Source organism: Brevundimonas sp., assembly GCF_016463485.1.
Lineage (GTDB): Bacteria > Pseudomonadota > Alphaproteobacteria > Caulobacterales > Caulobacteraceae > Brevundimonas.
Window position 1 is genome coordinate 1 of the sequence record NZ_JAEMRD010000114.1, and the last position, 10,680, is coordinate 10,680.

14 protein-coding genes and 1 pseudogene are annotated in these 10,680 nt (G+C 66.2%); 8 read left to right on the top strand and 7 right to left on the bottom strand.

What is annotated here, in order from left to right:
* The 3 genes from JHC99_RS14100 to JHC99_RS14110 form a co-directional block, all read left to right on the top strand.
* Nucleotides 1–1,856, top strand: a 1,856-nt coding sequence (locus JHC99_RS14100; protein WP_292155027.1) for a DNA topoisomerase IV subunit B, incomplete at its 5' end; no start/stop codon positions are given.
* Between the two features lie 34 nt (nucleotides 1,857–1,890).
* Nucleotides 1,891–2,721 carry a hypothetical protein gene (locus JHC99_RS14105; protein WP_292155028.1) on the top strand — a complete coding sequence of 277 codons (831 nt, stop codon included), beginning with the start codon at nucleotides 1,891–1,893 and terminating at the stop codon, nucleotides 2,719–2,721.
* 105 nt (nucleotides 2,722–2,826) lie between these two features.
* The gene (locus JHC99_RS14110) at nucleotides 2,827–3,018 is read left to right on the top strand and encodes a hypothetical protein (protein WP_292155029.1); all 192 of its coding nucleotides are present in this window, start codon (nucleotides 2,827–2,829) and stop codon (nucleotides 3,016–3,018) included.
* Here JHC99_RS14110 and JHC99_RS14115 read toward each other — a convergent pair.
* Nucleotides 3,015–4,385: an MATE family efflux transporter gene (locus JHC99_RS14115; protein WP_292155030.1), complete on the bottom strand. Its 1,371-nt coding sequence runs from the start codon at nucleotides 4,383–4,385 to the stop codon at nucleotides 3,015–3,017. The two genes, JHC99_RS14110 and JHC99_RS14115, sit on opposite strands and share 4 nt — an antisense overlap.
* A gap of 261 nt (nucleotides 4,386–4,646) precedes the next feature.
* On the opposite strand from JHC99_RS14115, the gene JHC99_RS14120 reads away from it, so the two are divergent.
* The 5 genes from JHC99_RS14120 (at nucleotide 4,647) to JHC99_RS14140 (ending at nucleotide 7,273) form a co-directional block, all read left to right on the top strand.
* Nucleotides 4,647–5,006, top strand: coding sequence for an AtpZ/AtpI family protein (locus JHC99_RS14120; RefSeq protein WP_292155031.1), 360 nt, complete (start codon nucleotides 4,647–4,649; stop codon nucleotides 5,004–5,006).
* Between the two features lie 7 nt (nucleotides 5,007–5,013).
* Nucleotides 5,014–5,787 carry a F0F1 ATP synthase subunit A gene (locus JHC99_RS14125; RefSeq protein WP_292155032.1) on the top strand — a complete coding sequence of 258 codons (774 nt, stop codon included), beginning with the start codon at nucleotides 5,014–5,016 and terminating at the stop codon, nucleotides 5,785–5,787.
* 56 nt (nucleotides 5,788–5,843) lie between these two features.
* On the top strand, nucleotides 5,844–6,068 hold the full coding sequence (locus tag JHC99_RS14130; protein ID WP_269516148.1) for a F0F1 ATP synthase subunit C: 225 nt from the start codon (nucleotides 5,844–5,846) through the stop codon (nucleotides 6,066–6,068).
* Nucleotides 6,069–6,144: 76 nt separating this feature from the next.
* Nucleotides 6,145–6,756 carry a hypothetical protein gene (locus JHC99_RS14135; RefSeq protein ID WP_292155033.1) on the top strand — a complete coding sequence of 204 codons (612 nt, stop codon included), beginning with the start codon at nucleotides 6,145–6,147 and terminating at the stop codon, nucleotides 6,754–6,756.
* Nucleotide 6,757: 1 nt separating this feature from the next.
* Nucleotides 6,758–7,273: a F0F1 ATP synthase subunit B gene (locus JHC99_RS14140; protein WP_292155035.1), complete on the top strand. Its 516-nt coding sequence runs from the start codon at nucleotides 6,758–6,760 to the stop codon at nucleotides 7,271–7,273.
* A gap of 56 nt (nucleotides 7,274–7,329) precedes the next feature.
* On the opposite strand, the gene JHC99_RS14145 is transcribed toward JHC99_RS14140, so the two are convergent.
* The 6 genes and pseudogenes from JHC99_RS14145 to JHC99_RS14170 all read right to left on the bottom strand — a co-directional run.
* A complete protein-coding gene (locus JHC99_RS14145) occupies nucleotides 7,330–7,797 on the bottom strand; it encodes a DUF6789 family protein (RefSeq protein WP_292155036.1) in 468 nt (155 codons plus the stop codon).
* 143 nt (nucleotides 7,798–7,940) lie between these two features.
* Nucleotides 7,941–8,348, bottom strand: coding sequence for a PGPGW domain-containing protein (locus JHC99_RS14150; RefSeq protein WP_292155037.1), 408 nt, complete (start codon nucleotides 8,346–8,348; stop codon nucleotides 7,941–7,943).
* 233 nt (nucleotides 8,349–8,581) lie between these two features.
* Nucleotides 8,582–9,517, bottom strand: coding sequence for an SDR family oxidoreductase (locus tag JHC99_RS14155; RefSeq protein WP_292155038.1), 936 nt, complete (start codon nucleotides 9,515–9,517; stop codon nucleotides 8,582–8,584).
* Between the two features lie 9 nt (nucleotides 9,518–9,526).
* Entirely contained in the window at nucleotides 9,527–9,931 is a 405-nt protein-coding gene (locus JHC99_RS14160) for a DUF86 domain-containing protein (RefSeq protein ID WP_292155039.1), read from the bottom strand.
* Nucleotides 9,928–10,326, bottom strand: coding sequence for a nucleotidyltransferase family protein (locus JHC99_RS14165; RefSeq protein ID WP_292155040.1), 399 nt, complete (start codon nucleotides 10,324–10,326; stop codon nucleotides 9,928–9,930). The genes JHC99_RS14160 and JHC99_RS14165 overlap by 4 nt, the downstream gene beginning before the upstream one ends.
* 43 nt (nucleotides 10,327–10,369) lie before the next feature.
* A pseudogene (locus JHC99_RS14170) lies at nucleotides 10,370–10,680 on the bottom strand (aminomethyl-transferring glycine dehydrogenase subunit GcvPB); the annotation flags it as partial.

Consider the following 10,680-nt stretch of genomic DNA (forward strand, 5'->3'; position numbering starts at 1 on the left):
TCGGCGGCACCGACGAACGCGCCCTGCACCACCTGTTCGCCGAAGTCCTCGACAACGCCATGGACGAGGCCGTGGCCCGCCATGCGAAATTGATCACCGTCGACCTGGACGCCGACGGCTTCCTGTCGGTCAAGGACGACGGACGCGGCATCCCGGTCGATCCCCACCCGAAGCACCCCGGCAAGTCGGCGCTCGAGGTCGTGATGACGGTGCTGCACTCGGGCGGCAAGTTCTCGGGCAAGGCCTATGAGACATCCGGCGGCCTGCACGGCGTCGGGGTGTCCGTGGTCAATGCCCTGTCGGATGTGCTGGACGTCACCGTCTGGCGCGACGGGTTCGAGTGGAAGCAGTCGTTCAGCCGGGGCCTGCCACAGGCCCCGATCGCCCAGGTGCAACCGTCAAAAAAACGCGGCACCCTGATCCGCTTCCATCCCGACCACGAGATCTTCGGCGTCGGGGCGGCGTTCAAGCCGGCGCGGCTGTTCCGCATGACGCGGTCCAAGGCCTATCTGTTCCGGGGCGTCGAGATCCGCTGGACCTGCGCGCCAGAGCGGATCACCGACGCGACGCCCGCCACCGCCACCTTCCACTTCCCCAACGGCCTGGCCGATGCCCTGGCCGAGCGAATCGGCGAGATGGAGACGGTCACCCCGGCCTTCTCCGGCCGGGTCGAGAGGAAGGGCGAGGCCGGGGCGGTCGAATGGGCCGTGACCTGGTCGCCGATCGGGTTCGGCGAGGCCGACGGCTTCGTGCAGTCGTACTGCAACACCGTCTCGACGCCCGACGGCGGAACCCATGAGGCCGGGTTCCGGGCGGCCCTGGTCAAGGGACTGAAAGCCTACGGCGAACTGACCAACGAAAAACGCGCGGTCCAGATCACCGCTGAGGACGTCATCGCCAACGCCGGGGCCCTGATTTCGGTCTTCATCCGCAATCCCGAGTTCCAGGGCCAGACCAAGGACCGGCTGTCCTCGCCCGAGGGGCAACGGCTGGTCGAGGCCCTGCTGCGCGATCCGCTGGACCACTGGCTGACCGAGAGCCCGAAACAGGCCAACACCCTGCTGGGTTTCGTCATCGACCGGGCCGAGGACCGGCTGCGGCGGCGCAAGGACAAGGAGGTCCAGCGGGCCGCCGCGACGCGCAAGCTGCGCCTGCCCGGCAAGCTGTCGGACTGTTCGCGCCAGTCGGCCAACGGCACCGAACTGTTCATCGTCGAAGGCGATTCGGCCGGTGGCTCGGCCAAACAGGCGCGCGACCGCACGACCCAGGCCATCCTGCCCCTGCGCGGCAAGATCCTGAACGTGGCCTCGGCCACAGCCGACAAGTTGAGAGCCAATATCGAACTGTCGGACCTGACCCTGGCGCTCGGCGTCACGCCGGGGCCGCGTTTCGATATCGACCAGCTGCGTTACGAGCGGATCGTCATCATGACCGACGCCGACGTGGACGGGGCCCATATCGCGGCGCTGCTGATCACCTTTTTCTATCGCTCCATGCCCGAGGTGATCCGCCAGGGACGATTGTTCATGGCCCTGCCGCCGCTCTATCGCCTGTCAAGCGGGCCGCTCTCCGACTATGCCCGGGACGAGGCGCACCGCGAGGAGCTGATGCGCACCACCTTCAAGGGCAAGAAGGTCGAGCTGGGCCGATTCAAGGGCCTGGGCGAGATGATGGCCTCCCAGCTCAAGGAGACCACCATGGACCCCAAGAAGCGCACCCTGGCGCGGGTGACTCTGCCCGAGAGTGAGGACGACATCGAGGATCTGGTCGAGCGGCTGATGGGCAAGAAGGCCGACGCCCGCTTCCGCTTCATCCAGGACAACGCCCAGTTCGCGGTTGCCGATCTGGACGTGTGAAGTTACGCCTGATCCCGTAACTCGGGAGTAGGCGATGCGGTTTTCGGCCATTTGCATTGTAGCGCTGGCCCTGCTCGGGACAGTGGTATCCCTCTCCACACCGTCTCGGGCGCAGGCGTCGCGCAACGCGGCCCCGACGCCCGTACCGATCGAGGAGTGGACGCAGGCCAAGGTCATTGCCATGGGCCAGGAAATCTTTCGCCAGGACACGGCTTCGTGGGTCGCCACCGATGCCCTGGTAGCGGCACTTGGGCAGGCCTGGATCGGCGAGGTCCGTGGCTGGGTTGTCATTCCTGAAGGCCAGAACCAGAGGGTTCGCTTCTTCAAGCCCGCAGCCAATGGCGTGCAGGCAGGCTGGGACGTGCTGGTCACGGACGGTCGGGCCGGAGCGGTGGTCCCCGCCGCTGACGGGACTTTGAGCGACGAGGAGACGGCGCGCTGGAATGCGCGGCTGACGGCGGCGGCCAACATCGGCTCTCTTCGCTGTTCGCAGAGGCTGAATGCGGTCGTCGCACGTGATCCCGACAGTGACGGCTGGCTGGCCTGGCTGCTGACCTCGACGACCGACGCCAATATCGTTCCGATGGGAGGCCATTACCGTTTCAGGATCAGTGCCGACGGCAGAACCGTGCTGCGCCGGGACCAGCTGACCAACACATGCCTGAACCTGCCGAAGAATCAGGTGCCGCGAGGGGCTCAGTCGGTGGGGCTGGTCGTCAGTCAGATCGTGTCGGCCGGACCCGTCGAGACCCACGTCTTTCTGTCGTTGCAGAACCGGATCCCGATCTATGTCGGCGCGGGCGACAAGATGTTCGCTGTTGAAGGCGCAAATATCCGCGACGCCAGCGCCGCGATGCGGCGATGACCAACGTCACGCGTCGCAGACTGGGTCTGGGCGCTGTGGGTCCGGTTACCGCAGCCCCGGGGCTGGTCCTGGCACAGGAACCGGTGGCGGAGGCGGAAGGCGGTCGTGTCATCCGGCTTCATCTTCACCGACGCCCCCTACCCCGAGGCCCTTGCGGCGCAGACGCCCGGCAAGGGCCCCCGCTATCCGCTGGTGTTGGCCACCTGGCCGCTGCCCAGCGGCTATGCCTATCCGGCCCTGATCCAGACGGCAGACCGGATGGATCATGCGATGATCGACCCGCGCCGCCTGGCCTAACCGGCGGCCACTGGCTCGGGTGGAACAAGTCCCGCAAGCTTGCGGCTGAGTTCGCGGCGCAGGAACCACAGGGCAATCAGGCAGTGGATCACCACCGCCGTCGCCGACAGCCACCAGATATGCTCCAGCCGGGCCCAGGGCTGGGCCGAGAGCCAGATGGCCGGACCGGCGAACAGGAACAGGCGCGAGACGCTGCCGTACAGCGCCGGTCGGGTGTCGCCGAGGGCCTGAAAGGTGCCTGAGGCGATGAAGATCAGACCGGTGCCGAGGAAGTTCAGCGAGATGATGCGCAGAAAGCCGGCACCGATGTCGATCACCGCCTGATCCGGTGCGAAGACGCGGATCAGTGCCTCGGGCCATATCTGGCAGACCAGGGTCAGGACCAGCATCAGCCCGCAAGAGATCACCGCCGCGTCCCGTACCGTACGGCGGACGCGATCCGCCCGGCCCGCGCCGAAATTCTGGCCTGCCACCGGCGCGACGGCGAAGGACACGGCCATGGCGGGCAGGAAGACGGCCTGCATGACGCGCGAACCCACGCCGTATCCGGCCTGGGCCTCGGGTCCGAAATGGCGGATCACGCCGTATATGACGGCCGTGGTGATGAACATCAGCAGGAACTCCGCCGCTGACGGCAGTCCGATGCCGACGATTTGCCGCCAGCGGGCGAAGTCGGGACGCGGCAGGGGGATGGGCCGGGCGAAGATGGTCTGGACGCGCGGAAACAGCAGCATCGTCGCCACCATCCCGACCCCGGCAGCGATCGAGCTGGCCAGACCTGCCCCGAAGACCCCGAACGCATGGCCCGTGCCCCAGCCGGCAACCAGCACCGGCGCCAGGATCACGTTCAGGATCACGGTGCCCGCCTGGATCAGCATGGCAGGGCGGACAACGCCCGCGGCCCGGAGCGCCGAGGCCATGATCCCGGTCGGAAACATCAGGGCGACCGCCGGCAGGAAGCCCATCAGATAGACGACCCCGGCCTTCAGTGTGCCCTCGTCGGCGGCCAGCAATGCCAGGGCCGGGCGAGAGAACAGATAGCCGAGTACCAGACTGGCGACCGCCAGAATCAGCGACAGCAGCATGGCCTGGCCATAGACGGCGCGGGCCTGATCCAGGTCCCGCGCACCAATCGACCGGGCGATCAGCGACAGGCCCCCGACCCCGACCATCTGGGACGCCGCCATGGCCAGGAAGAAGACATTGCCGGCCAGACCGACACCGGCGATCGCCTCAGGGCCCTGACCGGCGACGAAATAGAGATCGACGAGGAAATACAGGGTCTGGAAAATCAGGCCGATACCGATGAAGGCGGCCATGCCCAGAAGGCGCCCGGTAATCGATCCCTGGGTCAGGTCTTGTTGCATGATGGTGTCCCCCGGGCGGTCGTTACCACGGCTCGCGAGGACAGGATGTCACACCCCGGTCACGCCCGCAGGCCAATCCGGCGATCGGCCGGCAGTCATAGCGACGCTTCGCCACGCCACGGCCTTCCCGCAATAATCTGCCGCGAAATCAGAGACTTCAGCGGACTGTAACACGCCTTGACCAATCGCCCCCTCGACGATAGGTTCCGCGCGAAATTCAGACCCGTTCCGGCTTGCCGGGACACCGGGCAAACACAACCCATGGCCACTCCTCAGGAATCGCGCGAAGAGGCGATCAAACGCCTTTCCGCCAGCGCATCCTCGCTGGAGGCGCGGACCGCCAACGCCGTTTCGCATGAAGCGGCGGGTCAGGCGGCTGCCGGGCAGGCCTGGCGGATCATCGCCGACCTGTTCGGTGGGGTGTTCGTCGGCCTGGCGTTGGGGGCGATCGTGGACCGGTTCTTCGAGACCGGGCCGTGGGGTTTGATCGGCGGCGTCCTTCTGGGCTTCGCCGTTTCGGTATTTATGGCCTGGTCGACGGCGCAACGCCTGATGGCCCAGGCAAGAGCAACTGGAGTGGAGCCGAAGTCGGTTCCCTTCGACGAAGACGAAGAAGACTAAGGGGCCCATGGCTGATCCGCTGCACCAGTTTAAGATCGAACCCCTGATCGATTTCGGGACGGTCAACCTGCCCGTCGTCGGCGAGCAGCAGATCGCCTTCACGAACTCGCACCTGGCCATGACCATCGCGTTCGGCCTGGTCATCCTGTTCCTGCAACTTGTGACCGCCAAGGCCACGGTCGTGCCGGGCCGGATGCAGTCGGCGGGCGAGACCCTGTTCGGAATGATCGACGGCATCGTCGATTCCATCATCGGTCACGAGGGACGCAAGCTGTTCCCGTTCGTGTTCACGGTCTTCACCTTCATCCTGGCCATGAACTTCATCGGCCTGTTCCTGACCTTCACGGCGACGTCCCAGATCGCGGTCACCGCCACCTTCGGGGTGATCACCATCCTGCTGGTGCTGGCCATCGGTTTCGCCAAGCACGGCCTGGGTTTCTTCAAGCTGTTCGTGCCGTCGGGCGTGCCGATCTTTGTGCTGCCCTTCGTGGTCATCATCGAGTTCGTGTCCTTCCTGCTGCGCCCCATCACCCTGACGCTTCGTCTGTTCGGCAACATGATGGGCGGCCACGTCGCGCTGAAGGTGTTCGCGGGCTTCGTCGTCATCGGCGTCACGGGTGCCGTGGGCTGGCTGGGCCTGCCAATCGCCCTGCTGTCGATGGGCATGACCGTCGGCCTGACCGCGCTGGAGTTCCTGGTGGCCTTCCTCCAGGCCTTCGTCTTCGCCGTTCTGACCTGCATCTATCTGAATGATGTGGTCAACCTGGGCCACGGGCACTAAAGCCCCACCTCAGTTTTCGTCCCTAACCAACCAACCCCAGACTAGGACTAAAGATTATGGAAGCAGAAGCCGCCAAGCTCATCGGCGCTGGCCTCGCAATGACCGGCATGATCGGCGCCGGCATCGGCGTCGGCAACATCTTCGGCTCGTTCCTGACGGGTGCCCTGCGCAACCCGTCGGCCGCCGGCTCGCAAATCGGCAACCTGTTCGTCGGCGCCGCCCTGGCTGAAGCCCTGGGCATCCTGTCGTTCGTTCTGGGTATCCTGATCTACTCGGCCTAAGGCCGCATTCCGAACGGGCGCGGTGCCGGAAAACCGGAGCCGCGCCTTTTCGATTGATTTGCAAGACAGACGAAGCATGGCCACGCACACACCCGACCTGGTTCCCCTCTCCCCCAACTCCGAGCATTCAGCACAGGTGGGTACGGTGAACACGACGCACGCCTCGACCGAGGCCGCGTACGAGTCCGGCGGCCTGCCTCAGTTCGAATTCCAGCATTGGGTCGGTCAGATCGTCTATCTGGTCTTCCTGTTCGCCATTCTCTACTGGCTGATCGCCAAGGTCTTTGCCCCGCGCATGCGCCGGGTGTTCGACGAGCGCGCCAGCACCATCTCCACCGCCGTTGCCACCGCCCGTCAGGTCCAGGCCGAAGCCGCGTCGCAGGCCGAGATCGCCAAGGCCGAGGTCGCCGAGGCCCGTGCCTCGTCGCGCGCCACTGCCGCCGCCGCCAAGGCCCGGGTGACCGAGGAAGCCAACCGTCGCGCCGCCGAGGAAGAGGCCGTCGTCAATGCCCGTATCGCCGAGGCTGAACTGGCCATCGGCAAGACCCGCGACGCCGCCATGACCAACGTCTCGGCCATCGCCACCGACACCGCCGCCGCCATGGTCGAGCGCCTGACCGGCAAGGCCGCTACGGCCGCCGAAGTCGCCGCCGCCGTCAGTTCCAGCAAGTCTGGGGAAGTCGCCTGATATGCCCGCGTTTCTGACCGCTCATTTCTATAACCTGGCCGAGGCCGAGCTGTGGGTCGGCGTCGGCCTGTTGATCTTCATCGGCATCTGCATCTTTGTGGGCGTGCCCAAACTGGTCGCCGGGGCGCTGGATGCCAAGGCCGCCAAGATCCAGGCCGAGTTGGATGAAGCCCAGCGTCTGCGGGCCGAAGCCGAGGCCCTGCTGGCCACGATCCGTGCCGAGAAGGCCGAGGCCGAGGCCCAGGCCGCCGAGATGCTGCGCGCCGCCGAGGCCGATGCGCGCGTCATGGAGGCCGACGCCAAGGTCAAGCTGGAGGAAACCCTCGCCCGCCGTCAGGCCCTGGCCGAGCGTCGTATCGCCCAGGCCGAGGCCCAGGCCATGACCGAGGTCAAGCAGGCCGCCGCCGATCTGGCCGCCCGCGCCGCCGAACAGATCCTGACCGCCCGCGTTTCGGGCCAGAAGAGCGATCCGCTGCTCGACGCCGCGATCGGCCAGATTGCCAACCGACTGAACTAGACCCGTTCGTCTTCGAACCGATCAGGCCCCGCTGGAGACAGCGGGGCCTTTTTCGTTCAGTGCGCCGGAACGCCGTCCATCAGCTTGGCCGCCCGCTTCTCGCGCTCGACCAGGTTGCCGTACACCGAGCCCATCACGAAGCCGAAGATGACGTTCGAGATCAACAGCCAGGCGATTGTCATGCCGCCGTCCCTGCCGCTGAATACCGACGGATTGCCGAACAGCAGCAGGCCGACGATCAGAACGCAGAAGGCCCCGACAGCAAAGGCGATGCCCTTGGTGGCCGGCAGGTCGGTGGGCAGACGCGGGCAGACCATCCCGTACAGCGCGCCCAGCACGACCGTGCCAGCAACGACGTGGGCGATCCAGCCGATGACGTGATTGCCCTCCATGCCCATCATGAACGCCAGCATGTCGGGGTAAGGCGTGACCCAGGGACCGGCCATCATGTTGATCGCCTCGAGGATCGAGACCACCACGGTGGCCGCAAAACCCGCGACCACACCCTTTTGTACGCGTGACATCATAACGACAGCGCCTCCCAACGCATTTGTCTGTTCCGATAACGCGGGAGGGAGTCTACGCCTCTGAGATCAGGGCGCCATTCGGCCACAATCACGAACGCGTGCTTCGCAGATGCGATGCGGCGGCGCGATGAAGGGGCGCGTCAGGCCTTGCGGAAGGTCCGGCGCCAGACACGGCGAAGCGTCTTGCGGAAACGCCCGAGAGGCCCACGACGGCGGCGAAGGACCATCTTCTCGGCCCGCAGAGCCTGTTGCCAGAAGATCGGTCCGATCTCCGGGTTCTTTCGCAGCAGGCGACGGAACGGATAGACGTAGCGCGGGCGGGCGTGCTGGGCGCGGATGAACTGGCGCTTGGCCCAGTAGGAGCTGCGCAGCACCAGCACCAGACCGACGGCGATCACCGGGACCCCGCCGGGACCCGGCAGGGGCGCGATCAGTATGCCCAGTATGATCACCAGCACCCCGGCGGCCAGCATCGCACTGCGGCGCAGGGCACGCAGCGGGTCCCGCGAGCGGGACGAGAAGCCGGAAAGGGCGGGCGCGAAGGTCACGGGCGATCCAAGTGAAGGTCAGTCAGTTCTGGACAACGTCGCCGGAGTTCTCCGGGTCCACGATCGGCGGCGAAAACCACGACCGTGACGACCTTGCCACATGGGTGTTTACAATCTGCTTCGGTGGCTGAACCGAGGCTGAACGGTGAAGGTTTTGTAAGGCGCGGCGTTCGTCAGACAGCGCGTCAATCTCGCCACATCTCAGGAGCTGCCCGGCAGCAGCAGGGCGGAAGTCAGGCGAAGCGAACGTCGACGATCGTTTCCGTCTCGTTGAACAGACGGGCGGCCACCGCCTCGTCCAGGGCCTGGGGCTCGGCCTTGGCGGGGCCCGGCGGGCCTTTCAGTTCATGAAGCCGAGCAGGGCCGAGATAGTCGCCACCTTTCACCGATGCCGCAGTCGCGGCCATCAGTATCGGCAGGGCCCCGGCCTGGGCAGAGTGGCTGAACAGAGGCTCGATCAGGGGGCGGAACACCCTGCCCATGACCGCCTGGGCCAAGGGGCGTCCGGACACCGGGCCATTGTGGATCAGGTCCGTGCGCGCATAGCCGGGATGGGCGACGACGCTGGTCAGGCCCCATTCATTCGCCGCGCTGCGACGATCCAGTTCCAGCCCGAACATCAGCATGGCCAGCTTGGACTGGGCATAGACCGGCCAGCCCTTGTACCCCGTCGCGTAGTCCAGATCGTCGAAGCGGATCCGGCCCTGCCGGTGCGCGATCGACGACAACTGGACCACCCGCGCCCGCCCCGCCTTCAGCAAGGGCATCAGCCGGGCCGTAAGGGCGAAATGGCTGAGGTAGTTGGTGGCCCATTGCAGTTCATGGCCGTCGACCGAGACCTGGCGCGTCGGCAGGGACATGAGGCCGGCGTTGTTGACCAGGATGTCGATCGCGCGACCCTCGTCCAGCAGGTCGTCCGCAAACTCCTGCACCGAGGCCAGACTGGCCAGATCGACCTGTTCGAACCAGACCTTGGCGTCCGGATGGCGGGCGCGGATCAGGCTCGCGGCGTCGCGGCCCTTGGCCGGGTTGCGCCCGACCAATACGACTTCGGCCCCGCCACCCGCGAGGCCCAGCGCCGTTTCCAGCCCCAGCCCACCGGTCGCGCCGGTGACGACGGCCAGCTTGGCAGAGAGGTCGGGGATGTCGTTGATGTTCCAGTCCGGCATGATGGGCCTCTAGGCGCGCAGGGCGATGGCGACGAAGGCGGCGAGGTCATCCAGCCCGACCCGAATCACCCGCTTGACGACATCGATGTCCAGATCAGCGTATCTGTGGACGGCGACGTTCCTGAACCCGACCATCCGCTTGAGAGCCGCGGCGAGATCGGCATCGATCAGATCGGCCTGAACCAGTAGATCGAACGCTTCGCGATTGGTCGCAGGCGCGCCGAGGCTCCTCAACCGAACCCAGCGGAACGCCATATCGACAGAGGCCTCGCAGGCGCGCTGAATGTTGAGAATGGCCGCGTCCTGCCGCGTCAGGTCGCTGTCAAAGTCCAGACTGGCCGACAGCTCTTCTCGCGCCCGCGCACTGCAGCGTTCTACGGTTTGCGCCTTGGCCAGAAGGACGTCGTCGCTCATGCCGACAGGACCCGCCCGCGCTCGGAGATATCGGCTTCGATGCCCGCTCGCCGATACTTGAGGTCTTCGTAGTCCCGCATCAGCCGGACCTCCAGAAGATCCGCGACCGCAGGTGTGAAGGTCGCTACGCGTCGACCCTCGACCAGAATCTGTCGACCCAGGATCGGCGAGGCGAGACCCAGATCGACCAGATCCACATCCCGGTTCAGCGCCATCTCGATGGCCTCGCGAATGCCGTGGATGTCGAGCGGCGCGGCTTGGGGCCGGCGCACGATGGCCAAGTCAAGGTCGCTGTCGGGTCGCGCATCGCCCCGCGCCTCGCTGCCGAACACATAGACGGCCGCCAGCCCGGGGATCAGGCGTTGCAGAACGGGCACGGCGTCTGAGGCGGACATGGTTGAAGCCTAGTCCCTCACCGTCCGGTCGCCAACCTGCGCCCTACTCCGCCGCGATATTGGTCCCTTGCGGCGCGGTCCAGCGCAGGACCGGCGAGCGGGCGGCGCGGGTTTCGTCCAGGCGTTTAAGCGGCGCGTGGAAGGGGGCGCCCTTGAAGCGGTCGACGTCGCCGGCCTTGGCGGCCTGGGCCAGCAGCCGCATCGCATGGATGAAGCGATCCAGTTCCTGTTTCGACTCGGTTTCCGTGGGCTCGATCAGCATGGCACCGTGGACGACCAGCGGGAAATACATGGTCATCGGGTGGAAGCCCTCGTCGATCATCGCCTTGGCGAAGTCGAGCGTGGTGATGTCCG

Coding starts and splice junctions, on each gene's coding strand:
- JHC99_RS14145 (WP_292155036.1), bottom strand. CDS start 7,797: ATGTCACGCGTACAAAAGGGTGTGGTCGCGGGTTTTGCGGCCACCGTG.
- JHC99_RS14135 (WP_292155033.1), top strand. CDS start 6,145: ATGGCCACGCACACACCCGACCTGGTTCCCCTCTCCCCCAACTCCGAG.
- JHC99_RS14125 (WP_292155032.1), top strand. CDS start 5,014: ATGGCTGATCCGCTGCACCAGTTTAAGATCGAACCCCTGATCGATTTC.
- JHC99_RS14105 (WP_292155028.1), top strand. CDS start 1,891: ATGCGGTTTTCGGCCATTTGCATTGTAGCGCTGGCCCTGCTCGGGACA.
- JHC99_RS14165 (WP_292155040.1), bottom strand. CDS start 10,326: ATGTCCGCCTCAGACGCCGTGCCCGTTCTGCAACGCCTGATCCCCGGG.
- JHC99_RS14120 (WP_292155031.1), top strand. CDS start 4,647: ATGGCCACTCCTCAGGAATCGCGCGAAGAGGCGATCAAACGCCTTTCC.
- JHC99_RS14130 (WP_269516148.1), top strand. CDS start 5,844: ATGGAAGCAGAAGCCGCCAAGCTCATCGGCGCTGGCCTCGCAATGACC.
- JHC99_RS14140 (WP_292155035.1), top strand. CDS start 6,758: ATGCCCGCGTTTCTGACCGCTCATTTCTATAACCTGGCCGAGGCCGAG.
- JHC99_RS14115 (WP_292155030.1), bottom strand. CDS start 4,385: ATGCAACAAGACCTGACCCAGGGATCGATTACCGGGCGCCTTCTGGGC.
- JHC99_RS14155 (WP_292155038.1), bottom strand. CDS start 9,517: ATGCCGGACTGGAACATCAACGACATCCCCGACCTCTCTGCCAAGCTG.
- JHC99_RS14160 (WP_292155039.1), bottom strand. CDS start 9,931: ATGAGCGACGACGTCCTTCTGGCCAAGGCGCAAACCGTAGAACGCTGC.